This window comes from Streptomyces lydicus (assembly GCF_004125265.1).
Classification (GTDB): Bacteria; Actinomycetota; Actinomycetes; order Streptomycetales; family Streptomycetaceae; genus Streptomyces; species Streptomyces lydicus_C.
Map to the genome: position 1 here is coordinate 4257810 of NZ_RDTE01000003.1, position 24075 is coordinate 4281884.

A 24075-nucleotide genomic window follows, 5' to 3' on the forward strand; every position below is an offset into this window, starting at 1 on the left:
GCCCCGCACCCCGGGCCCCGCACCCCGGGCCCCGCGCCGCGGCACGAGCAGCGCCTCCCTACCGGCCTTCGCCCGCCCCCTCCGCCCGTCCTCACCACCCCGACGGCCCGGTGCCCGGATACCGCCCCCGCAGCATCACCCGCAACGGCAGCATCGTCCCCGCCCCCGTCACCACCGCCACCACGGCGACGACCAGCACCGCCTGCCCCAGCGGCAGCGACGGCACCGTACCCGCCATCGCCAGGCTGAACGCCAGCAGCGGCACCGAGGCCACCGCGGCCCCCACGACCAGCCCGGTCACGGCCAGCGCCGCCGCCTCCAGCCGCAGCATCCACCGCAGTTGGCGGCGCCCCGCCCCCGCCAGGCGCAGCAGCCGCAGCTCGGGCCGCCGGCCGAGAGCGATCAGCGACAGCGTGCTCAGCAGCGCGATCACGATGAAGCCCCCGATCGCCGACAGCGCCGCCGCCGTCAGCACCTCACCCAGCGCCTGGTCCGGTGCCTCGACCCGTACGGAGGCGGCGGCGCCCCGCTCCACCCGTGCGCCCGACACCGCGGCCGTCAGGGCCCGGGCGACCGCCTCGTGGTCGCCGCCCGGTGCGGCCGTGACCAGCACCTGCCCCGGGCCCGGCAGCGACAGATGGCGCAGCAGCTCGTCCCGGGAGAAGAGGAAGTCCCCCAGGGCCAGCGACCGTTCGTAGATCGCCACGACCCGCAGCCGTGCCTGCGCCCCGTCCCCGAAGCGCAGCGTCACCACGGAGCCGGGCCGGGCGTCGAGCGACCGCGCCCGGTCGGCACCGACCGCGACCGTGCCGGGCCGCAGCTCTTCCACGGTCCCCTCGCGCACCCCGGGATCGAGCGTCCGGGTCAGCCGCTGCGGTGTGACGCCGAGCACCGGCAGCCGGTCCAGCCGGGGTTCGCCGGCCTCCCGCCGCGCCACCACCACGGTGCTGCGCACCACCTCCGTCGCCGCCCGCACCCCCGGCACCGCACGGATCCGCTCGACCGCACCGGCCGGCAGCCCGCCGTCCGCCCGCACCGCAAGGCCGGCCCGCAGCGCCCCGCGGGCCTGGACCGCCCCCTCGCGGGCGAGCGTCGCCCCCGCCGAGAGCTGTACGCAGACGAAGGCGACGACCAGGATGACGATGGTGAGCGCGGCCCCCGAACGGCGTGCCTCCGCCCGGCAGTTGGCGGCGGCGAGATAGCCGCCCGGGCCGCCGAACCGCCGCAGCGGCGCCCCCAGCACCCGCATCGCGCCCTCCGCGATCCACGGGCCGAGCAGCGCACAGGCGCTCACCATCGTCACCGTCGCCGCCCCGGCAGCGGCACCCGCGGCCGCTCCGCGCTGCAGGACCGCCGTCCCCGCCGAGCTGACGCCCACGAACAGCAGCACCAGCCCGGTGACCTTGCGCGCGGTGCCGGGGCGCGCCTCGCGCAGCGCCTCCGCCGGGCGCACCTTCGCGGTCCTGGCGCAGGCGAGTACCGCCGCGATATGGGCCACCGCGACGGTGATCCCGGCGGTGATCAGCGGTGCGGGCCACAGCCAGGGCGGAAGGGGGAGTTCGAGGCCGGGCGGCAGCGCGCCGTGCGCCTCCAGCAGCGCCCGCAGCGCGGCGTACCCGGGGAACGCTCCCACCGCCCCCGCCAGCGCCGCACCGCCCGCGACCCGCCCCACCTCCTTCCCCACCGCACCGCGCAACTGCCGCGGGGTCGCCCCGACGGCACGCAACAGGCCCAGTTCACGGTCGCGTTGCCGCAGCGCCTGCACCACCGTCGACGACACCACGAGCAGCGCGATCAGTACGACGGTGGCGGCCACCGAGCCCAGCAGCTCCAGCAGTCCGGTCCGGGCGGGGCCGGCGTCGAGGAATTCGGCGCCGCCGCGCCCGTTCCCGGTCAGCACCCGCAGCGCGGCCGCGTCACCGTCCGCGCGCCGCCCGATGCTCCTGACACCCGCCGCGTCCAGGGCGCGCCGTACCCGCGCGGCCAGCTCCCCGGTGTCCGCACCGGGCCGGGCGAGCACCTCCAGGGCGTCCATCGCCCCCGGGTGCCCGGACAGCCGACGGGCTTCGCCGGCCGTGAAGTAGACGGCGGCGGACGGCCCGTCGGCGACCCCCACGACGGTGTACGCCGCGTCCCTGCCGCCCACCCGCAGCGCCACACGCGCCCCGAGCCGCGCTCCGGCACCCGCCCCGAGCCGCGCTCCGGCACCCGCCCCTACCCGGCCGCCGCCCCGGGTCCCGTCGCCCACCGCGACCGCACCCACCACGACCTCGCCCGCCCGCCGCGGCGCACGCCCCTGCCGTACGACGCGGGGCGCCGGCCGGGCCGCCTCCCAGGGCCGTCCGAGGGCCGCCCGCCCCGCCATGCCCACCCGGAAGACCTGGTCGGCAACGGCCGCCCGCACCCCGGGCACCTTCCGCACCACGCCGAGGGCCGCCCACGGGACCCGCACCCGCTCGGTGAGCCCGGCCCGGGTAGTCCTGGGTGCGCTGCCCCACGGCTTCGCGGTGAAGCGGGTTTCCTGGTCCCCGGCGACCACGAAAGCGGTCCCCGCATACCGCTCCACCCGCGGATGCCCGGCCCCGGCCGAGGCGAGCATGAGACCGAAGGTGCCGAGAAGCAGCGAGGTGAGGGCGAGGGCGGCGAAGACCGCGGCCCAGGCCTTGCGGTGCGTACGGGCGGCGCGGGAGGCGAGGAGTCCGGTCACCTTCATGCCGCCCGCCCCCCGTCGAGCCCGGCCGCCGTCTCCCGATTGCCGCCCAAGTCCCGCATGATGCGGCCGACTTGGCGGGCATCCGGCCGTTCCAGACGCGAGACGATCCGCCCCCGTACGAGAAAGACGGCCTCATCCGTCCAGGCGGCGGCGACCGGATCGTGCGTCACCATGACGACGGTGTGGCCGTCGCGGTCGACGGCGCCCCGCAGCAGGGCGAGAACGTCGCGAGCGGTGGCCGGGTCGAGCGAGCCCGTGGGCTCATCAGCGAAGACGATGTCCGGCTCGGTGACCAGCGCCCGGGCGACCGCCACGCGCTGACGCTGCCCACCGGACAGCTCCGACGGCGCGGCCTCGCCCCGCTCTCCCAGCCCGACGGCTGCGAGCCCCCGCCGGACCCGTTCCCCCACCGGCACGTCTCCGAGCAGCAACGGCAGGGCGACGTTCTCCGCGACGCTCAACGACGGCACGAGGTTGTGGGCCTGGAACACGAACCCGACCCGCTCCCGCCGCAGCCGGGTCAGGGCCGCCTCCTTGAGCGAGGACAGCTCCGTACCGCCGATACGCACCGCCCCCGCGGTCGGCCGGTCGAGCCCCGCGGCACACTGCAGCAGCGTCGACTTCCCCGACCCGGACGGCCCCATCACCGCGAGGAAACGCCCCCGTGGCACCGCGAGGTCAACGGGGTGCAGGGCCGCCACCCCGCGCCGGTACTCCCGGCCGACCCCCTCCAGCGTGAGCGCGTCGGCCCCCGGGTCCCGCCGCCCCGCGGTGGCTCGCGCCGATTCCCGCCCCGCGGTAGCCGTCGCCGGATCGCGCCGCCGCCCGAACATGCGCACGCCCTCTCAGTGGGTCGGATGGATCACCAGGTCACCGAGAAACGCTAGAAACGAAAAGGGGAGGAGAGGAGAGAGCACGGGCCCGTTTCCGGGGTGTAGCGGGCTCCACTACGGGCGGGGGAGCCCCGGCCGGCGGTCAGGTGCCGGTGGGCGGGGGCGGGGGCGGGGAACCCGGCCCGGTGACCCGTAGCCCTTCGATGAGCAGCCGCAGGCCGAAGGTGAAGTGCGCGGCGAAGTCCGTGCTGGTGAGCACCGGCAGCGCGGGGGCGAGATGGGGGTACTGCGCCGGCGTCACCGCGGCCCGCAGCCGGTCGGGGTCCGCCGGGCCGTCGCCTGCGGCCTGGAGGGCGGCCTGCTCCTCCAGGGTGTGGCCGAGGGTGAAGTGGACGACCGCGAGGGCGGCACGGGCGGCGTCGTCGGGGGCGAAGTCCGCGTCCCGCAGCACACCGATGAGGGTGTCGGCGAAGCCGAGGGTATGGCTGCCGGTGGAGTGCGTACCGGCGTAGACGCGGGCCCCGTCCCGGCGGCCGAGGAGCGCCGCACGCATCCGGTGGGCCAGTTCGGCCAGGCACTCGCTCCAGTCCGCCGACGGGAGCGGCCGTTCGAGGCAGTCGGCGAGCAGCGCTTCGGCCATGGCGGTCAGCAGCTCATGCTTGGTCGCGAAGTAGCGGTACAGCGCACCGGCCCGTACGTCCATGGCCTCGGCCAGCCGCCGCATGGTGAGCGCGTCGAGCCCGGCCTCGTCCAGCAGTGCCAGGGCGGCTTCGACGGTGCGCGCCTGGTCGAGTTTCGGGGGCCGGCCCCGGGTCGTGACAGCAGCACGGGCGGCGGGCGAGCTGGGGGTTGACGCGGCACTCATGGATCTCACTATAGTGAACAACGTTCACGTGAACACCGTTCATTAAATCTGGGCACACCTCGACCGGAGGCCAGTCATGCATGCCGCCAGGGATCTCACCGCCGATACCCACGCCAGCACCAGCACCGACGTCGACACCGGCACCGGCACCGGCACCGGCACCGGCACCGATGTGATCGTGGTGGGCGCGGGGCCGACCGGGCTGCTGCTCGGTGCCGAACTGGCGCTCGCCGGCGTACGGGTGCAGATCCTCGAACGGCGGGCCACGGCACAGCGGGATTCACGGGCGCTGACACTGCATCCGCGCAGTATCGAGCTGATGGACCAACGGGGCCTGGCGGAACGGTTCCTGGCAGCTGGCCGCCGGGTGCCGGGGTGGCACTTCGCGGGGCTGGACACCCGGCTGGACTTCAGCGCGCTGGACACCCGGCACGGCTACACCCTGTTCCTCGCCCAGGCCCGCACCGAACAGCTGCTGGCGGAGCGCGCGAGCGAACTCGCCGTGCCGGTCCGGCGCGGATACGAGGTGGTCGGACTGCGTCGGAGCGGCAAGGGCGGCGACGCGGGCGGCAGAGGGAGCAGAGGCGGCAGGGAATCGGGCGAGACCGGCGTGGAAGTGGACCTCCGCGGCCCCGGCGGCACCCTGGAGACCGTACGGGCGCGGTATGTGGTCGGGTGCGACGGCGGGCGGAGCGTGGTGCGGCGGGCCGCCGGGATCGGCTTTCCCGGCACCGACGAGACGCTGAGCGGAGCGCTGGGGGATTTCGCGACCGTCGACCCGGCAGCCCTCGACCGCGCGCGGGCCCATGGCGTACTGGCCGTACCGCTGGAGCCGGAACCCCCTGCCGGACCCGGGCATGAGGACGAACGGGAGAGCGGCGGCGCCACCCGGATCGTCCTCCTGGACCCACAGCGGATGCGGACACCGTCCGCCGAACCACTGACCCTCGACGAGTTCCGGGCCTCCCTGCGACGGATCTGCGGAACCGACTGCGGGGTGGCACGGCCCCGCTGGCTGTCGCGGTTCGGCAACGCCACCCGTCTCGCGGCCTCTTACCGTGCCGGGCGCGTCCTGCTGGCCGGCGATGCCGCCCATATTCACTTCCCGGCGGCCGGCCAGGGTCTCAACACCGGGCTCCAGGACGCGATGAACCTGGGCTGGAAGCTCGCCGCCGAGATCAACGGCTGGGCCCCGCCCGGCCTGCTCGACAGCTATCACGCCGAGCGGCACCCGGTCGGGCAGGCGGTCACGGAGAACACCGAGGTCCAGACGCTGCTGGCGGAGCTGGCCCTGCTCCCGCCGTACCAGCGGCCGGCCGCCGCACTGCGCGCGCTGCTGACCGAACTCCTGGACATCGAGGAGGTCAACCGACGCCTCGCCGGGCGGATTTCCGCGCTCGACACCGCCTATCTCGCGGCCGGCACGGACGCCGACCTGCTGGTGGGACGGCGGATGCCCGATATCGCGCTGACGGCGACCGGCGCGGAGTCGCTACGCCTCTACGAACTCCTCCCGCACGGCCGGTTCGTCCTGCTCGACCTCGCGGGGGACCAGGAGATACGGCAGTCCGTCGAGGCCAGATGGGGGAAGCGGGTGACCGCACTCAGCGTCACCGAGTGCGAATCCCGCACCGATCTGGACGGGGTGCGCGAGATCCTGGTCCGCCCCGACGGCCATATCGCCTGGGCCACCCGCAGCACGGAGGTGCAGACCCGCCGCACCGAACGCTTCCGCGCACTGACCAGCTGGGCCGGTCGCCCCGCAGGGGACTGAGGGGCGACCGTGCACGTCGTCAGCCGGCGAAGCCCGGGTACATGAGGCCGGGGTGGATGAGCGCGGGATGGATGAGCGCGGGGTAGACCAGACCGGAGTGGACGAGCCCGGGGTACACGGGGCTTCCCGGGGCGAGGGGGCTCCCCTGACTGACCGGGCTCCCCTGGCTGACCGGGCTCCCTTGGTTGGCGGGGATCCCCGGACGCAAGGGGCTTCCCGGATTCCCCGGGCGCGACCGGTGCGCCGTGTTCACCCTGTGCCCGGCGTTCACTCGGTGCCCAGCGCTCACCCTGTGCCCAGCGTTCACCCGATGCTTAGCACTAGCCGGGTGCGTCGTATTCACCCGATGCTTGGCGCTCACCGAGTGCCCGGTGTTCACCCGATGCTTGGCGCTCACCGAGTGCCCGGTGTTCACCCGGTGCTTGGCGCTCACCGGATGCGCGGCATTCACCGGATCCACGGGACGCTCCGTGTCGGCAGACTGATCCCCGCTGTCGGAGTTTCCGGGGCCGTCCGAGTCCCCAGGTCCGTCGGAGTTCCCGGGACCGTCCGAGTCCCTTGAGCCATCCGCGTTCCCGAACCCGTCCGAGTCGCCCGGCCCGTCCGCGTTCCCCGGCCCGTCCGCGTTCCCGGGGCCGTCCGCGTCCTCCGGGCCGCCCGAAGACGCCGGGCCGTCCGCGTCACCCGGGCCATCCGAGCGCCCCACTTCATCCGCACGCCGCGAATCATCCGCACGCCCCGGATCGTCCGAACGCGCCGGGCCGTCCGGGTCGTCCGCACGCGCCGTGGTGTCCCGGTCGTCCGGATCCTGTGGGTACCGCGGGCCGTCCGCGCTCAGCCGCAGGCTCCCGAACCGTGCGTTGACCCAGGATCCGGCGCGCACCCTGGTCACCACGGATCCGGTGCAGTCACGACCGTTGTAGAGGATCAGGTCGGTGGGGGTGTCGTTGTCCACCTCGCCGGCCCCTTCGCCCACTCCGTAGCAGTGGTCGTCGCCGGGGTCCTCGATCCGGTACATCCGGTTGCCCTGCCGGATGTGATACGTGATGACGCCGGAGACGGCCTCGGCGTCGGTGGGGACGAACGCGGCGGACGCCCCCGTGAAGGCCACAGCGCCAAGCAAAGCGATCATGCGTCGCACAGTCGGAACTCCTCGTCAGCCATGGGCAGCGGTCCGGCCCTCGGTCACACCCGTGCGGGATTTCGCCATGTGGGGTTCCCGATGACATATCGGTATATTCACCCCGGACGGGATATTCACCAGCCAGCAGGAGCCCGGGGGAGGCATTGCGGGGCCCCGGGGCCGCTGTTCGAGGGACGGCCGGACCGCCTGGACCTCCAGGACCGGCCCGACCGTCAGACCCCGCAGGACCGGCCCGACCGTCGGAACCGCCCGGCCCCCCTACCCCACCCCCACCCCCGCGACCGTGACCGCGCCCGCGCCCGCGCCCGATGTCCGGAAGAGACGGGCCGCCGACGTCCCCAGCCCGTTCGGCGCGCCCAGCCGCCCCGGCGAACCCACGGGATGACGCAGCTCGGCCTCGGTGTAGCGCAGGCAGCCCCGGTGCCAGGTGAGGATGCCGGCCAGCCAGTTCTCCAGCTCGTGGACGTAGCCGCCGAGGGCCTTGCGGGCCTCGGGCGAGAGGTCGAAGTCATCGCAGACGACCGGGAGTTCATGGGCCGCGACGTGCTGGAACTCGCGCATCCGTGAGGTCATGAGGTCATTGACGATGTTCAGCGCGGTCGGGTAGTCGCAGTCGAAGAAGTTCTGGACGACCAGGATGCCGTTGTGGATCTCGCCCTCGTACTCGATCTCCTTCTGGTAAGAGAAGACATCGTTCAGCAGGCAGGCGTAGTCGGCCGCGGCGTTCTGCAGGGAGCGCAGGGTGCGGGTGCGGTAGATCTCCGGCGGGATCTGGCCGCCGTGGCCGATGCGGCTCAGGCTCATGGTGAGGTCGGCGCCGAAGGTCGCGCGGCGCATCTCGATGTAGTCGACGGGGTCGGGGATGCGGTGGTGGAGCTGGTTGTCGAGCTCCCAGAGCCAGCCGGCCGTCATCGTGTCGACGGCCGTACGGAACGTCCGGCGCGCCTCGGAGGTCATCGGTCCCGCCGTACGTGTCCACAGGTCGGACAGCCCGCGTTCCATCGCGTTGACCGGCTCGGGCACGGCGGCCGACGGGTCGCCCGGGCCGACCGGCATCAAGGCCGACAGCCGCTCGGTGCACACCTTGGCCGCAGCGATATCGCGGGTCCGCCCGAAGACCTGGGGGTAATAGTCGTCGGCGTAGGTGCCCCACGCGAGCCAGGCGGCGTCGAGGTCCAGTTGTTCCGGAGTGGCGTCCGGGTGGAGACCGGCCGCGCACAGCGCCAGGTCGTAGCGGACCATGGCGGGCTCGTCCCAGGTATCGGACAGCGGCACCCCGGGCTGCGGGCCGAAGAACCCCATCCGGTGCGCCCATGCGACGACCCGGCGGCGGGCGCCCTCCAGATGCGGGCTGAGGGTGGTGGTGAACGGCATGAAGAGGTCGGGGATGCGTGAGGGGCCGACCTTCTGGTGCGGGACATGGGTGGAGCTGCGGAGACGGCGCGAGCCGGCCAGGCTCGCCGCCGAGGTGCCGAATCCGACCGGGGAGAAGGGCGACCAGGGCCGCGAGGTGTCGGCTGCGGAGCCGCCGCCGTTCATATAGCGGCTGGAGCGCATATGCCATTCATGGCCGCCCGACTGCCAGTCCTGGAGCCCCTTGGCGTACGCCAGCACATCCGCACAGGACCGGGGGTCCAGCCCCTGTTCGAGGAACAGCGCGGGGAGTTCGGTGACCACGGTGTTCTCGAATTGCTGCAGCCGCGAGGTGATCAGGTCGTTGACGGCGTCCGCGGCCTCCTGGGTGGTGCAGTTCAAGAAGGTCTCCAGCACCAGGACGCCATTGCTCAGCTCGCCCTCCTCCTCCGTCTCCCGCTGGTAGGAGAAGAGGTCGTTGCGCAGATGCACCCCGTCGGAGAAGGCGTCGCGCAGCACCCGCAGCGGACGGGAGCCGGCGACGGCCGCGGGCACCTCGGCGCCGGTCGCGTACTCCACCAGGCCCGCCGACCAGGGCGCGCCACCGACCTTGCGGCGCATCTCGATGTACTCGACGGGGTTGGGCACCCGGTGGATGTCGATGTTGGACAGTTCCCACAGCGACTCGTTGAGCAGATGCTCGGTGCTCTCGGCGAACCGCTTCCGCCACGCCATGGACATGTGCGGCACCGTGCGCGCCCACAGATCGGCGAGCCCCGCCTCGACGGGATTGGCCGGTTCGGGAACGGCCGCGGTCAGCTCCATCGGCATGAAGGCGGGCAGCCGGTCGAGGTACTTCTTGCCGCCCTCCCGGTCCAGCGTCCGCTTGAACGCCTCCAGGAAGTGGTCGTCGAAGAAGAAGACCCAGACATACCAGTCGGTCACCAGCGAGAGCGCGTCTGCGTCGCAGTCCGGATGGGTGTAGGAGCACAGCAGGGCATAGTCGTGGGCGTCGAGATCCTTCTCCTCCCAGATGTCCGAGCCCTCCAGCATCCCCATGTCGCGGGCCCACTTCCTGGAGTGCGTACGCGCCGTCTCCAGATGCGGGTTCAGCCGCGCCGGGTAGGGCGTATAGAAGTCAGGCAGTTCGAATGGCTGTGTCACCGTTGCCGGCCTCTCCCCTTACGTACGGAAGGAGGGCGCGGGCAACCACGCCCTCCGGACGGAGCAGCGCTACCCCAGGGGTCAACGCGTTAGGCCTTACGGAGGAGGAGCTTCCGCCACCGGTTCACTTCGGTTCGGCGCCCTCCGAACGGGGCTACTTCTCGCCGACTTCTGCCACTTTCCTTTCGCCGGAGTGGCTTTCGCTGAAGCGGCTTTCGTCGGAGCCGCTTTCGCCGGAGCCGCTTTCGCCGACGCGTCGCTCACCGCCCCATCGCTCGCCGACGCCTCGCTCGCCGACGTCGAGGCTCCGGCCCCTCGCGGCCGTGCGCAGGGCGAGCTGTGCCAGCGCCTCCGGGGCGCCGGCCTGGCCGCGGATGCCGGGGAAGGCATTGATGTCCACGATGAGGGGCGCACCGCCACCGGCGTCGAGAACGTCCACCCCGTAGACGTCCAGACCGAAGACCTCACCGACCCGGAGCGCGGCACCGGTCCAGCTCTCGGGCAGCTCACCGACCGGCAGTGGCAGCGTCGGCCCGCGGCCGTCCGGGGCAAGCTCCGACCGGCGCAATCCGGCGAAGAGCCGCCCGTCGACCACCCACAGCTTGTGGTCCCAGCCGCTGTTGGCGGTGAACTCCTGTACCACCACCGGCTCATCGGACCAGTCGGCCGCCAGCTCCCGCAGCCGTACGGCGCTGTCGGCGCGCGCCACGAGGTCATGGCGCCGGCTGAACCGGCTCTTGATCACCAGCGGCCCGTCCGGTTCGCCGGCCGCGGCCAGCTCCCCGACCGTGGCCACGGCGGCGGTACCGGCGAACGGCAGCCCGGCCGCGCGGGCCACCGCCGCCATCTCGACCCGGTCCTGGCATCGCGCGGTGGCCGCAGCGGAGTTGAGCACCGGGGCACCGTGCTCCTCCAGGAGGGCGGCAAGCGCCAGCGCCCGGGGCGTACGCGCCTTGAGGAGATAGACATCGGCGAGCGACGAGAGGTCGAGCGGGGCGGAGAGGCCCAGATCCGGGCACTGCCCCTCGCCGCCCGGATCCAGCCATACGACCTGATGCTCCGGGGTCAGCAGCTCGGTGACCGCGGCCAGCAGCGGATGGCCGGGATCCGCGGTGACCAGCCCAATCCTCACCGGCCACCACCGATCGAGGCCGCGGGCCGACTGGGGCGGGGCACGGGCGGCACGGTGAACGGGGGTGTCACGGAGGCCGCAGCGCCCCCCGGCTTCGCAGCGACCCCTGGCCTCGCCGCGTCACCCGCCTTCGCCGCGGCAGGCCCCGCCGTCCCACGACGGGCGAGTTCCAGGATCGCGGCGGACACCCGGGCGACCGCGTCCGGCACCTGACGGAAGCTCGGGAAGTCATTGATGTCCACGACCACCGGGCCGTCCGGTCCGAGCAAGATGTCGACCCCGTACAGATCGAGGCCGAACACCGTGCCGATCTCGGCGGTGATCCGGGCGATGTCGGAGGTCAGCGGAACCTGACGTTCGCGGACGGCGTGCGCGGGATGCAGCGGGGAGCACCGCTCGGTCGCGTACAGCTCGCCGGCGACGCTGTACACCTTCAGATCCGTACCGGAGTTGGGCACATAGGGCTGGGCGATGAGCAGTCCTCCGCCCGGCGCGCCCGGGTCCCCGGCACCGTCGGCCTCCACGGGATCCAGCAGCCGGTCCGGCGTCGCCACCAGCCGCACCGCACGCCCGGAACTGCCGTCAGCGGGCTTCACCACGAGGGGGAACTCCGCCTCGGGGATCTTTGCGAACTCCTCCGGGCGGGCCGCCGCATACGTCGCCGGGACGGGCAGCCCGCTGCGGCGGGCGATCACCGCGGCCAGCGCCTTGTCGCGTACGCCGCGGATCGCCCGGACATCGTTCACCGTCGTCAGCCCGACGGAAGCGGCGGCTTCCAGAAGCGTCAGCCCCGGACCGCCGGACACGGTCTTGAGCACCCAGGCATCATGGCTGCCGGCCGAAATCGCCTCGGATATGGGGATGAGCGAGCGGCCCGGCCACAGCACGTCCACCTGGTGTCCCCAGGAACCGAGTTGGCGGATGACGTCCAACGGCATGCCGTCGTGGCGGTACTGCTCCTCCACCAGGAAGCAGAGTCTCATCGGGGCACCCTCATCATCGCCGCACGTCCGTCCACCGTCCGTCCGGCAGAACCATGACGTACCAGGATCCCATGCGCACTCCGCCGAAGACCGCGGACCTACGCACCCGGCACCGCCCGCCTGTCCGCTCTCCCGCTTCCCCGCGTCCGGCTACCGTGAGGCGACCACGACGGAGAGGGACCGGCACGGACCGGTTCAAGCGGTTCGGACCAGCACGGACCGGCACGGACCAGCGGGATTCGGGAGGCCCAGTGACCAACAAAGCCGCGCCCTTCGACGACCTCGACCGCAAGATTGTTGCGGCGTTGATCGACAACGGCCGGGCGAGCTTTGCGGAGATCGGTGCGGCGATCGGGCTGTCGTCCACCGCGGTGAAGCGGCGGGTGGACCGGATGCGGGAGAACAACGTGATCACGGGGTTCACCGCTACCGTCCGGCCGGCCGCCCTGGGGTGGCTGACCGAGGCGTATGTCGAGGTGTACTGCGACGGCGCGGCGCCGCCCCGGCGGCTCGCGGAGGTGGTGCGCAACCATCCGGAGATCGCCGCGGCGATGACCGTGACCGGTGGCGCCGATGCGCTGCTGCACGTACGGGCCAAGGATGTCGAGCACTTCGAGGGGGTGCTCGAACGGATCAGGGCCGAGCCGTTCATCCGCAAGACGATCAGTTACATGGTGCTGTCCCATCTGCTGCCGGACAGCCCGGAGGCGGGCGCCAGCCAGTCCTCGGGCGGCTCCGCGCCCTGACACGGGGCCGACGCACCACGCGCCGGTGGCGCCCGTCGTCCGCAGCGGGGTATGTGCGCCACAGCGGGGCATGCACGCCACGCGACCGCGCAGCAAACCGGCTCCCACCGGCATGACCACGCAGCATTCCTGCGCTGATGAGCAGCATTTGTTTCTTGTGGCCCGAATCCGTCGCTCCTTACCGTGGAAGGACCGCGGGTGACCCTCAGTGACAACCGGTCGCCCCGCGGTACCCCGCAGTACCCCGCAAGCCCGTAAGGAAGCGAAGGGAACGTCCCGTGCCGAAGAGTCGTGTGTCGCGCCCCCGGCGCTATCTGGTCTGCGAGCCCAGACACTTCGAAGTGCGTTACACGATCAATCCGTGGATGAGTGCGGACATCCCGGTGGACACCGCCCTCGCGGGGCGCCAGTGGGAGGCGCTGATGAGCGCCTACCGCGACCACGGGCACACGGTGGAGACCGTGCCCCCGGTGGCCACGCTGCCCGACATGGTGTTCGCCGCGAATTCCGCGCTCGTCGTGGGCGGCCGGGTCTTCGGCTCGTCCTTCCACGCGCCGCAGCGGCGGCCGGAGTCCGTGGAGTACGAGACCTGGTTCAAGGCGGCCGGGTACGACGTCTACCGGCCCGAGTCGCCGTGCGAGGGCGAGGGCGATCTCATCCCGGCCGGCCGCTACATCCTGGCGGGTACGGGCTTTCGCACCACGCCGGCCGCGCATCGCGAGGTCCAGGAGTTCTTCGGCGTACCGACCATCGGCCTGCAGCTGGTGGACCCGTACTTCTACCACCTGGACACCGCGCTGTTCGTCCTGGAGGAGACGGCGGAGACGGGCGAGGCGAATGTCGCCTACTACCCCGAGGCGTTCTCGACCGGCAGCCGTGAAGTGCTGCGCCGGCTCTTCCCCGAGGCGGTGATCGCCACCCGCGACGACGCCCTGGCCTTCGGCCTCAACTCCGTCTCCGACGGCCGCCATGTCTTCGTCGCCCCGCAGGCGACCGGCCTGATCGACCAGCTCACCGCGCACGGTTATGTCCCCGTCCCCGTCGACCTCTCGGAGTTCCACAAGGCCGGCGGCGGCATCAAGTGCTGCACCCAGGAGATTCGCTGATGACCGCTCCCACCCGTACCGCCCGCGTGCACGCTCCCCGTTCTCCCCGTTCGTCCGCGGAGCTGATCCAGGCCGAGGGCCCGGTCCTGGCGCACAACTACCACCCGCTGCCCGTGGTGGTCGCGCGCGCCGAAGGGGTCTGGGTCGAGGACGTCGAGGGGCGCCGCTACCTCGACATGCTGGCCGGCTACTCGGCGCTCAACTTCGGCCACCGCCACCCGGCCCTGATCGAGGCCGCGCACCGCCAGCTCGACCAACTCACCCTCACCTCCCGCGCGTTCCACAACGACCGGCTCGCCGGCTTCGCCGAAGTCCTCGCCGAGCTGACCGGGCAGGACATGGTCCTGCCGATGAACACCGGCGCCGAGGCGGTGGAGAGCGGCATCAAGGTCGCGCGCAAGTGGGCGTACGACGTCAAGGGCGTCCCGGCGGACCGGGCGACGATCGTGGTGGCCGGCGGCAATTTCCACGGCCGGACGACCACCATCGTCGGCTTCTCCGACGACGACACGGCGCGCGTCGGCTTCGGGCCCTTCGCCCCCGGCTTCCGCACCGTCCCTTACAACGATCTCGCCGCGCTCGAAGCGGCGGTGGACGAGACGACGGCCGCCGTACTGATCGAGCCCATCCAGGGCGAGGCGGGCGTCCTGATCCCCGACGACGGCTATCTCACCGGCGTACGCGAACTGACCCGGCGGGCAGGGTGCCTGTTCATCGCCGACGAGATCCAGTCCGGGCTGGGCCGCACGGGCACCACCCTGGCCGTCGAGCACGAGTCCGTGGTGCCGGATGTGCTGCTGCTCGGCAAGGCGCTCGGTGGCGGCATCGTTCCGGTCTCCGCGGTCGTCGCCCGCCGGGACGTGCTCGGCGTACTGGGCCCCGGCCAGCACGGTTCGACGTTCGGCGGCAATCCCCTGGCGGCGGCGGTCGGTTCGGCCGTCGTCGAGCTGCTGATGACCGGAGAGTTCCAGCGCCGCGCCGCCGAGCTCGGCGAACGGCTGCGCAGCGGTCTGGCCACGCTGACCGGCAAGGGCGTGACCGGCTTCCGCGCCCGCGGCCTGTGGGCCGGCGTCGACATCGACCCCGCGCTCGGCACCGGCCGGGAGATCAGCGAACGCCTGCTCAAGGAAGGCGTCCTGGTCAAGGACACCCACGGCTCGACGATCCGGCTGGCCCCGCCGCTGACCATCACCGGTGAGGAACTGGACGCGGCGCTGGCGAGCCTGGAGCGGGCGCTGGCCTGATCCCCGCCGGAAGGCCGACGCGGCCGCAGCTCGGGTGAGCTGCGGCCGCGTCGTGTCCGCGTGGTGCCTGCGTCGTGTCCGCGTGGTGCCTGCGTGGTGCCCGCGTCGGTCCGCGTGGCGCCCTGGAAGGAGTCGTGCCCTCCAGAGGGAGCCGGCGCGCCCTGGGACCAGAGGAAGCCGGCGCGCCCTGGAACCAGAGGGAGCCGTCGTCCCCTAGAAGGAGCCGTTGCGGTTGATCATTTCGAGGCAGGCCTTGTGCGAGCTGCCCTCGAAACGGACACAGAGCGTGCTGCCGCTCGGCTGCAGCCCCGGGACGGTGTGACCGACGATCTGGCCACCGGACCGCTTCGCCTTGAAGGAGTAGCTCGTGCCCTCCGAGTTGGTGATGTAGACGGTCGCGGAGTTCCGGCTCTTGGGCGGGTTGGTCCAGGAGGCGGTGACAGTGCCGGGGTTGGGCGTCCCGTCATGGCCGTCGGCCTTGATGCAGACCTGCGGGCCCGACCAGTCGTGGGTGCAGGAGGACGCGGCGGCGTGCGCGGCCGGGGTGGTGGCAACGGCGCTCAGCGCGATCGTTCCGGCGACGGTCAGCCCACGGAGCAGCTTCGAACGGGTCATGTGTGGGGGGAATCCTCTCCTCGGTGTACCGGCAGAAGACACAACGGCCCCGCCACGAATGGGGCGTGGCGGGGACCGTGGTCGCTTGGCTGATCTTAATCGGAGCCCCGAACTGACGTGCCACCAGAGGGGAGAAGCTGCTGTTCACCGCGGCCGGTGAGCAGCGGTGACCAGCGGCGAGCAACGGGAGCGGCCCGGGCCGAAGGTCGGTCAGACGGCCCGCGTCCTCGCGTAATGACGGGAAGCCTTCGCGCGGTTTCCGCAGACCGCCATCGAGCACCAGCGGCGGGTGCCGTTCCGCGAGGTGTCGAAGAAGTGCAGGATGCACGCCCCGTGCGCGCAACTGCGGATCCGGTCGGGGGCGGTGCGCAGCAGATCCAGGTAGTCACGGGCCGCGGTCCAGGCCGCACCCCAGGACGGATCCTGGAACTCCGCCACCTCGCCGGGGCCTTCGGGAGTCAGAGTGGCACGGATCCGGCCATGATCGAGTACGGCGTTGACCCCCTCGGCACCGGCCGTGCCGCCGGGGTCGTCGACGGCGACGGCAAGGGCCTCGCGGGCGAGCAGCACATGCTCCAGTGCGGCGGCATCGACGGGAAAGCGGCGGTCGAGACCGTTGCTCACGAGCCAGGTGCGCAGCCCCTCGGGGCCGGTGAGCAGATCCTGGCGTACGCCGTCGGACATCCAGCGGGTGTTCAGCAGATCCAGCGAGACGGGCTCTCCGGTCAGGGGACGGGGGTCGAGTGCGGGCATCATCCCTGCCTCCTCCTTCTGCCGGCGTCTTCCATCGTCCGACTTCCGGCGTCCGACTTCCGGCGTCCGACTTATCGCGCCCTCTTCTCGCGCCCGCCTTCTGAGGTCGGCGCCCCTCGGGCTAACCACTCAAGGGTACGTAAGCGGTTGCCCGCGCACACCACTAACCTCTAACGTTAATTTCACCAGTTAGACCGGCGGCTCGACCCGAGGAGCTGAGGACCGTGGACGATCCGTACCACGAGGGCTCGCGCGCCGTGCAGGACCGGCTCGGCGTACGCGCCGTGGCCGATCGCATCGGCCGCTCCATCGGGCCGGGCCTGCGCGAGGTGACCGCGGCCTTCCTCGGACTGCAGCCGATGCTGGTGATCGGCGCGGCGGACGAGGCCGGCCGGATGTGGAGCTCGCTGCTCACCGGCACCCCCGGATTCGTACGGGCCACCGGCCCCCGCCGGATCGCGGTCACGGGCGGCCCACCGGACGGCGACCCGCTCACCACGGCCCTCGCGACCGAGGGAACCCCTGTCGGCACCCTCGCCCTCGATCCCCGCACCCGGCGCCGTCTGCGTCTCAACGGCGCGGCCGCACCGACGCCCCGCGGATTCGTGGTGGCGACCGAGCAGGTCTTCGCCAACTGCCCGAAGTACCTGCAGCGGCGGACGCTCCGGGCCCCGGTCCCCGCTCCGGCCGGTGCCGCGCGGCGGAGCCGGGAGCTCACCGCCGAGCAGCAGCGGCTCATCCGCGCCGCCGACACCTTCTTCATCGCCACCGCGGCCGCCGACGGCGCCGAGGCCGGCCACCGCGGCGGCTACCCCGGCTTCGTCCGGGTGCTCTCGCCGAACGAGCTCTCCTGGGAGGACTACCCGGGTAACGCGATGTTCCTGACCCTGGGCAATCTCGAAGGCGATCCCCGCGCCGGCCTGCTGTTCGTCGACTGGAGCACCGGCAGCACGCTCCAGCTCACCGGCACCGCGACCACCGTATTCGGCGCGGCCGGCCGCACCCTGCACTTCACGGTGGCCGAAGCCGTGGAGACCCCGCACGCCAGCCCGCTGCGCTGGTCCACACCCGAGTACTCCCCCGCCAACCCACCCGTAGGGGACAGCGCATGAACCTCCGGGTGGCGCCTCCCTACGCCCCGGAGCCACCCCCCGAGCCGCCCCCGGCAAAGAGCCCGTCCGGGTTCTCTCGCCCCCCACAGCCAAGAGAAGGAGCCCCCCATGGCACCACCGCGCCCGCCCTTCCCGCCGTTCGACGAGCCGAGCGCGCTGCGGAAGGTCCAAGCGGCCGAGGACGCCTGGAACACCCGCGACCCGGAGCGCGTCGCCCTCGCCTACACCGAGGACTCGGTCTGGCGGAACCGGGACACCTTCCTCACCGGCCGCGACGAGATCATCGCGTTCCTGCACCGGAAGTGGGCCCGCGAACTGGATTACGCGCTGCGCAAGGAGCTCTGGTCCTACAGCGGCAACCGCATCGCGGTGCGCTTCCAGTACGAGTCCCATGACGCGGCCGGCCAGTGGTGGCGCAGCTACGGCAACGAGCTGTGGGAGTTCGACGGGGAAGGCCTGATGCGCCGCCGGGAGGCCGGTATCCACGATGTCGCGATCACCGGCGACGAACGCCGCATCTTCGGCCCCCGCCCGGAGGAGGAGAAGGGACGGCCCCTTCCCTTCCGCTGAGCAGCAGGAGACGCCCCGGACTCACCCGCCCTTCAACGCCTCCCCCAGGACCGCCACGCCCTCCGTGATCTCGCCCGGCGTGCGGGCGGCATAGCCGAGGACCAGGCCCGGAGCGGCGGGGAGCTGCCGGTGCCAGGACAGCGGCTGGACCTTGACGCCGCGGGCGAGGGCCGCCGCGGCCAGGTCCGTATCGGAGCCGCGGCAGACGTCCGGCGCGAAGGTGATCGTCAGATGCAGGCCGGCCGCCGCACCGTGCACGGTCGCGCCCGGCAGCTGGGCCCGGATCGCCGCGATCATGGCGTCCCGGCGCTGCCGGTGACGCCTGCGCAGCAGTCGCAACCGGCGCTCCAGCTCGCCCGATTCCATCAGCCGGGCCAGCACCAGCTGCGGCAGTGCCGCATTGCCCAGGTCCGCGAACCGCTTGGCGTCGGCCAGCGCGGTGCGGTACCGCGGCGGCGCCAGCACCCAGCCCACCCGCAGGGCGGGCGCGAGCAGCTTGGAGATGCTGCCGGCGTAGCAGACCTGGTCGGCGAGGAGGGAGCGCAGCGCGGGGGCCGGCGCACGGTCGTAGCGGTGCTCGGCGTCGTAGTCGTCCTCGATGATCAGGCCGCCGTCGGCCGCCCAGCGCATCAGCTCGCGGCGCCGGCCGCCGTCGAGCACCACTCCGGTCGGGAACTGGTGCGCCGGGGTGAGCAGTACGGCCCGCGCACCGCTCCCCCGCAGCGCGTCGACCCGTATCCCGTGCTCGTCGACCGGCACCGGCGGCGTCGCCTGCTGCCAGTGGCGCAGGTGCTGTTGCGCTCCGAGGGACCCGGGGTCCTCCACCGCGGTCTCCCGGATCCCGTCACGGTGCAACACCTGGGCGATCAGGCCGAGGGCCTGCGCGGTACCGGAAACGATCAGCACCTCGTCCGGCTCCGCCCTGATCCCGCGGTTACGGGCCAGCCAGTTGGCGACGGCCAGCCGTAGTGCCGGGGTGCCACGGGGGTCCCCGTAGCCGAGCTCGGTGGACGCGAGGCCGGCGAGCACCGCGCGTTCGGCGCGGAGCCAGGCCGCACGGGGGAAGGCGGACAGGTCGGGTAGGCCGGGTGAGAGGTCGATCCGCGCGGGCGCGGTGCGCAGCTCGTCGAAGATCTCCGGGCCGGGGGGAGCGGCGAACGGTGTGGTGGGCCGGTCCCGGTGCACGGCGGGTGCCGCGTCCGTGGCCCTCGCTGTGCCTCGCACCGTGAAGCTCGACGTGGCCCTCGCCGGGGCCCTCGCCGTGGAAATCTCCGTGGAGCTCGCCGTGGCCCCGGCCGTGGCTGTCACGGGCGCGGCGACGACCACGGTCCCGGCTCTCCTCCGCCCGGCGAGCTGCCCGTCCTCGGTCAGCCGCTGATACGCCTCGGTGATCACACCGCGCGATACCCGCAGCTCAGCGGCGAGCACGCGGGTGGCGGGCAGTCTGCTCCCGACCGGAAGTCGGCCGTCCGCGATCGCGCACCGCAACTCCCGGGCGAGCCAGTCCGACCGGCCGCCCGCGGGTGCTTCCGCGATGTTCAGCTGCAGGAAGTCGGAGGAGCCGGAGGGGTCTGGGGAGCCCGAAGGAGCCGAAGAGATCGGAGGAACCGGAGGAACCGGAGGAGTTATGGACTTGTCCGTGGGCCGTTCTTTGGACCTGTGCACCGGGCCATTGTCCCGGCACGGTGAAGCCATGAACACGAACACCGCGTACGTCCATGGCTACTTGCCCCGCGAAGCCCGGCGTCTCTGCGACCAGGCGGACACCCTGGCCCCCTTGCTGCACGCCGGAACGGCGTACCCCGCCGGCAGCTGGGTCCTGGAAGTCGGCTGCGGGGTGGGTGCGCAGACCGTACATCTGGCCAGGAACAGTCCGAGGGCGCGCATCGTCGCGGTCGACCGTTCCGAGGAGTCGCTGGCCCAGGCCCGCGCCTACATGGCGGAGCAGGAGCCCGGGGCCGACGTGACGTGGCGGGCCGCCGACCTGTTGCATCTCCCCTTCAAAGAAGCCGAGTTCGACCACATCTTCGCGTGTTTCGTGCTGGAGCACCTTGAGGAACCCGACAAGGCGCTGGCCACGCTGCGCCGGCTCCTGCGCCCCGGCGGGACGCTCACCGTGATCGAGGGCGACCACGGCTCGGTGGTCTTCCATCCGGACAGCCTGCACGCCCATGAGGTCATCGGCCATCAGGTGCGCCTGCAGGCCACGGCAGGCGGAAACGCGCTGCTGGGACGGGAGTTACAGCCGCTGCTCCGTGTCGCCGGATTCGAGAAGGTGGCCATCCGTCCGCGTACGGTCTACGCCGACCGGACCCGGCCCGCCCTGGTGGACGGCTTCACCCGGAACACCTTTATCGCCATGATCGAAGCGGTCCGGGACGACGCCCTGGGCGTCGGTCTGACCACCGCCGCCGACTGGGACCGGGGGATCACCGACCTGCGGCGGGCCGCGGAAGACGACGGGACCTTCCACTACACCTTTTTCAAGGCAGTGGCCGTCAATCCGATGCCGTAGAGGGGCGTAGGGCCGATCTCTTCGCGACACGAGCCGAAACGGGTCGCCACCGGCCGCGGCCGACCGAGACGGGCCGGGACCGGCCGAGACGGGTCGCGACGAGAAGCGACGGGACGCAGCCGGACGCGACGAGTCGACACCACGCGGAAGAATCCGTTCCGGAAATCCCCCCACCCCATTCCCCCAACTCCTTGACTGTGAAGTTGACTTGGTGCATCTTGGAATGACCGTTCCGAGATACGGGGCGGGCGGGATGCGACGGGTCAGCCGACCGCCGCGCCGCCCGGCCCGTGCCGCACGCAACAGCGAAACGAGCAGGCCGGCCATGCCCGACATCAAGCACTTCAACCCCGACATCGTGCTCGACGACGCCCTCCAGATCTTCTGGCGGCAGGGCCTGCCCACGACCGGCATCCAGGCGCTGGTGACCGCGACGGGCGTGAGCCGGTCCAGCCTCTATGCGACGTTCGGCAGCAAGGACGGCCTCTACGCCGCGGCGCTGGGCCGCTATATAGCGCAGCACTCGATACCGGCCTTCGCCCACCTGTCGTCGGCCGCCTCGGGGCTGACCGCGATCGAGGAGTTCTTCAGCGGGCTGATCGAGGTGCGCTGCTCCGGCCCGGTCGCCGGCTGGGGCTGCATGGTCACCAATGCCTACGCCGGACCGGAGTGCACCGCCCCCGGTATCCACACCCTGCTCGAGGAGCACCACACCATGCTGGAAGGAGCCATGCGAACGGCCCTGGGTACCGCCGAGGACCTGGGCCAACTCCAGCCTGACAGCGATCTCGACGCGTCGGCCGCGGTACTGGCGACGCTCGCCTACGGCGTCAATCTGCGCTCCCGTGCGGGCGCCGACGCCCAAGCGCTCACCGACACGGTGGCCGCCGCCCTCGCGCCACTGCGCGCCCACCCCTCACCCCCTCAGGAGCACCGACCGCAATGAGCCTCAACGACGAACTCACCGCCTTCTTCCGCGCTCACTACCCCAAGCTCCCGGCCGCTGCCCGTGAGGTGATGGACCGCGCCGGCCGCGACCTCGCCGCCTCGGGCCAGGCCGAACGGGCTCTGCACGCCGGGGACACGGCGCCCGGTTTCCGCCTCCCCACCGCGACCGGCGACACCGTCACCCTGGACGGTCTGCTCTCCACCGGCCCGGTCGTGCTCACCTTCTACCGCGGCGCCTGGTGCCCCTTCTGCAACTTTGCGCTGCACGCCCTGCAGCAGCAGCACGCCGACATCACCGCCCGCGGCGCCCGGCTGGTGGCCATATCGCCGCAGGTCCCCGACGAATCACTCACCCTCACCGAAAAGCACGCGCTCGCCTTCGACGTCCTCAGCGATCTCGGCTCGGACACCGCCAAGCAGTACGGCCTCAGCTTCGACCTGCCCGAGGACCTGGCCGCCGTGTACGACTCCCTGGGCTTCGATCTGCAGCGCGTCAACGGCGGCCATCCGCGCACCCTGCCGCTGCCCGCCACCTACGTCATCGACCGCGACGCCACCATCCGCTGGGCCTTCGTCGACACCGACTACACCCGCCGCGCCGAACCGTCCGACATCCTCGCCGCCCTCGACGCCTTGTCCCCGGCACGCTGAATCCCGCACGGCACCAGTGCACCGGCGCCACCCGCGCAAACACCCACCTGCTCAATCACCCACCCGCTCAATCGCCCGCTCACTCGCTCAGGGAATTCCGCACCTCATTCGCAGATGTCTTAACGGGAAATTGACCGCCATGGCGCATTGCACCAACGCGCCGACAACCCCCCATAGGCCACCGCCTGCCGGAGCGCTATGGTCGGTTTTCCAGGAACGTAACGGGGGAGGGCAGCCGCGGATGGCACAGGACGATGCCGTGATCGGCTGTACGGGAGTGCTGCTGATCGGCACGCGCGGGGCTGCCGGTCCCGGTGAGGTCCTGGTACGGATCAGAGGCGGTAGCGAGGCCTTTCTCGCCTGGTCCGCCGAGCCCCTTCCGGTAGGGGCGACCGTGCTCGTGATCGAGTCGCGTGGCAGTCGTCAGGTCGACGTCATGGAGTGGGCCGATCCGTTGGACGCGTTGTCCGGCAATGCCGGCGACGCCGGTTGAGGAGAATGAGGATGTTCGGTTACCGCGTTCCTGCCCCCGATCAAGCCATGCTGATCTCGGGAGGCAGGCGTGGACAGGGGGGCGCGCCGTTCCGAGTGGTCACCGGACACGGCAAATTCGTGCTGCCGGTCTTCCGCAAGGTCCGCTTTCTGACGCTGGCCATGTGCGAGGCGGAGGTCTCGGAGACCTGTGTGACCCGGCAGGGCATCGCGCTGACGGTGCGTGCCGTGATCGCGTTCAAGGTCGGCAACGACACCGAGAGCGTGGTCAACGCCGGCCAGCGGTTCCTGTCCGACCAGGACCAGATGTCGGTGCTGACCGGCCGGATCTTCGCGGGTCATCTGCGGTCCATCATCGGCTCGATGACGGTCGAGGAGATCGTCACCGAGCGGCAGAAGCTGGCCACCGAGGTCCTGGAGACCTCGAAGACCGAGATGGCGAAGATCGGTCTGATCGTCGACTCGCTGCAGATCCAGTCGATCGACGACGGCGAGACCGGCTATATCGAGGCGATGTCCGCCCCGCACAAGGCGGCCATCCAGCGGCAGGCGCAGATCGCCCAGGCGCAGGCCACCCAGGCCTCGGCCGAGGCGGAGCAGGAGGCCGTCCGCAACCAGGCGGAGTACTCCCGGCAGACCGCGGTGGTCCAGGCCGAGTACGCCGCCGAGGTGGACCGCGCCAAGGCCCGGTCCTCACAGGCCGGTCCGCTGGCGCAGGCCCACGCCCAGCAGGAGGTCCTCGCCGCCCGGACCGAACTGGCCGAGCGCGCGGCCCTGCTGCGTCAGCAGGAGCTGGTGGCCGAGGTCGTCAAGCCCGCAGAGGCGGAGGCCGAGCGCATCCGGCTGCTGGCCCTGGCCGAGGCGGAGCGGATGAAGATCCAGGCCGAGGCCGCCGCGTCGCACGACCGGGTGGCCCTGGACCGGATGCTGATCGACCAGCTCCCGCAGATCGTCAAGGAGGCTTCCGCGGGCCTGGCCAACGCCAATGTCAATGTCCTCAACGGCACCGACGGCCTGGGCGAGATCGCCGCGGGCCTGGTCGGCCAGGGCCTGACCATCCTCGACTCGGTCCGCCGCAACCTCGGCACCCCCGAGGGCCAGGACGGCAAGACCGACAAGAACGGCGGCACCGCCGCACAGCAGGGCCACAGCGGCCGGGTCGAAATCGAGTAGAGCCCGGAGGCAGTGAGCGGGTAGAGCCCGAGGGCAGTGAGCGGGTAGAGCCCGGGGGCAGAGAGCGAACAGGGCCCGAGCAGGGAGCGAGCAACAGCCCCGCACGGGTCGGAACCCGGGGCCCAGGGGGACACCTCTGGGCCTCTGGGCCTCTGGGCCGCTGGGCCGCTGGGCCCCACCCCGCTCATA

At 72.2% G+C, this 24075-nt stretch carries 21 protein-coding genes; 11 read left to right on the top strand and 10 right to left on the bottom strand.

What is annotated here, in order from left to right; genetic code table 11:
• Positions 1–91 precede the first annotated feature (91 nt).
• From D9V36_RS20990 to D9V36_RS21000, 3 genes are all read right to left on the bottom strand, one after another.
• Positions 92–2713, bottom strand: a complete 2622-nt coding sequence (locus tag D9V36_RS20990) for an ABC transporter permease (RefSeq protein WP_129295140.1) — start codon at positions 2711–2713, stop codon at positions 92–94.
• Positions 2710–3546, bottom strand: coding sequence for an ABC transporter ATP-binding protein (locus D9V36_RS20995; protein ID WP_129298573.1), 837 nt, complete (start codon positions 3544–3546; stop codon positions 2710–2712). The genes D9V36_RS20990 and D9V36_RS20995 overlap by 4 nt, the downstream gene beginning before the upstream one ends.
• A 142-nt stretch (positions 3547–3688) precedes the next feature.
• Positions 3689–4411, bottom strand: a complete 723-nt coding sequence (locus D9V36_RS21000) for a TetR/AcrR family transcriptional regulator (RefSeq protein ID WP_129295141.1) — start codon at positions 4409–4411, stop codon at positions 3689–3691.
• A 76-nt stretch (positions 4412–4487) separates the two neighbouring features.
• On the opposite strand from D9V36_RS21000, the gene D9V36_RS21005 reads away from it, so the two are divergent.
• A complete protein-coding gene (locus D9V36_RS21005) occupies positions 4488–6185 on the top strand; it encodes an FAD-dependent monooxygenase (RefSeq protein ID WP_129295142.1) in 1698 nt (565 codons plus the stop codon).
• A 19-nt stretch (positions 6186–6204) separates the two neighbouring features.
• Here D9V36_RS21005 and D9V36_RS41025 read toward each other — a convergent pair whose 3' ends face one another.
• From D9V36_RS41025 to D9V36_RS21025, 4 genes are all read right to left on the bottom strand, one after another.
• On the bottom strand, positions 6205–7317 hold the full coding sequence (locus D9V36_RS41025; RefSeq protein WP_164992999.1) for a hypothetical protein: 1113 nt from the start codon (positions 7315–7317) through the stop codon (positions 6205–6207).
• A gap of 270 nt (positions 7318–7587) precedes the next feature.
• Positions 7588–9846 carry a terpene synthase family protein gene (locus tag D9V36_RS21015; RefSeq protein ID WP_129295144.1) on the bottom strand — a complete coding sequence of 753 codons (2259 nt, stop codon included), beginning with the start codon at positions 9844–9846 and terminating at the stop codon, positions 7588–7590.
• Positions 9847–10000: 154 nt separating this feature from the next.
• Positions 10001–10978 carry an alpha-L-glutamate ligase gene (locus D9V36_RS21020; protein WP_129295145.1) on the bottom strand — a complete coding sequence of 326 codons (978 nt, stop codon included), beginning with the start codon at positions 10976–10978 and terminating at the stop codon, positions 10001–10003.
• Positions 10975–11961 (bottom strand): ATP-grasp domain-containing protein, encoded by a 987-nt coding sequence (locus D9V36_RS21025; RefSeq protein ID WP_129295146.1) that lies wholly within the window; start codon positions 11959–11961, stop codon positions 10975–10977. The genes D9V36_RS21020 and D9V36_RS21025 overlap by 4 nt, the downstream gene beginning before the upstream one ends.
• Positions 11962–12212: 251 nt before the next feature.
• Between D9V36_RS21025 and D9V36_RS21030 the strand changes: the two genes are divergently transcribed.
• From D9V36_RS21030 to rocD, 3 genes are all read left to right on the top strand, one after another.
• Positions 12213–12707, top strand: a complete 495-nt coding sequence (locus D9V36_RS21030; RefSeq protein WP_129295147.1) for an Lrp/AsnC family transcriptional regulator — start codon at positions 12213–12215, stop codon at positions 12705–12707.
• Positions 12708–12985: 278 nt separating this feature from the next.
• A complete protein-coding gene (ddaH, locus tag D9V36_RS21040; protein ID WP_129295148.1) occupies positions 12986–13813 on the top strand; it encodes a dimethylargininase in 828 nt (275 codons plus the stop codon).
• Positions 13813–15057 carry an ornithine--oxo-acid transaminase gene (gene rocD / locus D9V36_RS21045; protein ID WP_129295149.1) on the top strand — a complete coding sequence of 415 codons (1245 nt, stop codon included), beginning with the start codon at positions 13813–13815 and terminating at the stop codon, positions 15055–15057. The genes ddaH and rocD overlap by 1 nt, the downstream gene beginning before the upstream one ends.
• Before the next feature lie 213 nt (positions 15058–15270).
• Here rocD and D9V36_RS21050 read toward each other — a convergent pair whose 3' ends face one another.
• Positions 15271–15672, bottom strand: a complete 402-nt coding sequence (locus D9V36_RS21050; RefSeq protein ID WP_129295150.1) for a hypothetical protein — start codon at positions 15670–15672, stop codon at positions 15271–15273.
• A 210-nt stretch (positions 15673–15882) separates the two neighbouring features.
• Positions 15883–16425, bottom strand: coding sequence for a CGNR zinc finger domain-containing protein (locus D9V36_RS21055; RefSeq protein WP_129298575.1), 543 nt, complete (start codon positions 16423–16425; stop codon positions 15883–15885).
• A 215-nt stretch (positions 16426–16640) separates the two neighbouring features.
• Here D9V36_RS21055 and D9V36_RS21060 point away from each other — a divergent pair, with 215 nt between their 5' ends.
• Both D9V36_RS21060 and D9V36_RS21065 read left to right on the top strand, forming a co-directional pair.
• The gene (locus tag D9V36_RS21060) at positions 16641–17537 is read left to right on the top strand and encodes a pyridoxamine 5'-phosphate oxidase family protein (protein WP_431357759.1); all 897 of its coding nucleotides are present in this window, start codon (positions 16641–16643) and stop codon (positions 17535–17537) included.
• A gap of 108 nt (positions 17538–17645) precedes the next feature.
• On the top strand, positions 17646–18107 hold the full coding sequence (locus tag D9V36_RS21065) for a nuclear transport factor 2 family protein (RefSeq protein WP_129295152.1): 462 nt from the start codon (positions 17646–17648) through the stop codon (positions 18105–18107).
• 21 nt (positions 18108–18128) lie between these two features.
• On the opposite strand, the gene D9V36_RS21070 is transcribed toward D9V36_RS21065, so the two are convergent.
• Positions 18129–19772, bottom strand: a complete 1644-nt coding sequence (locus D9V36_RS21070; protein ID WP_241720960.1) for a PLP-dependent aminotransferase family protein — start codon at positions 19770–19772, stop codon at positions 18129–18131.
• A gap of 28 nt (positions 19773–19800) precedes the next feature.
• On the opposite strand from D9V36_RS21070, the gene D9V36_RS21075 reads away from it, so the two are divergent.
• The 5 genes from D9V36_RS21075 to D9V36_RS21095 all read left to right on the top strand — a co-directional run bounded on the left by D9V36_RS21075 (position 19801) and on the right by D9V36_RS21095 (position 23886).
• On the top strand, positions 19801–20622 hold the full coding sequence (locus D9V36_RS21075) for a methyltransferase domain-containing protein (RefSeq protein WP_129295154.1): 822 nt from the start codon (positions 19801–19803) through the stop codon (positions 20620–20622).
• A gap of 325 nt (positions 20623–20947) precedes the next feature.
• Positions 20948–21568 (top strand): TetR/AcrR family transcriptional regulator, encoded by a 621-nt coding sequence (locus tag D9V36_RS21080; RefSeq protein WP_129295155.1) that lies wholly within the window; start codon positions 20948–20950, stop codon positions 21566–21568.
• Positions 21565–22221: a peroxiredoxin-like family protein gene (locus D9V36_RS21085; protein ID WP_129295156.1), complete on the top strand. Its 657-nt coding sequence runs from the start codon at positions 21565–21567 to the stop codon at positions 22219–22221. The genes D9V36_RS21080 and D9V36_RS21085 overlap by 4 nt, the downstream gene beginning before the upstream one ends.
• A 241-nt stretch (positions 22222–22462) precedes the next feature.
• The gene (locus D9V36_RS21090) at positions 22463–22714 is read left to right on the top strand and encodes a hypothetical protein (RefSeq protein ID WP_086716653.1); all 252 of its coding nucleotides are present in this window, start codon (positions 22463–22465) and stop codon (positions 22712–22714) included.
• 11 nt (positions 22715–22725) lie between these two features.
• On the top strand, positions 22726–23886 hold the full coding sequence (locus D9V36_RS21095; RefSeq protein ID WP_129295157.1) for a flotillin family protein: 1161 nt from the start codon (positions 22726–22728) through the stop codon (positions 23884–23886).
• The last annotated feature ends 189 nt before the right edge of the window (positions 23887–24075 follow it).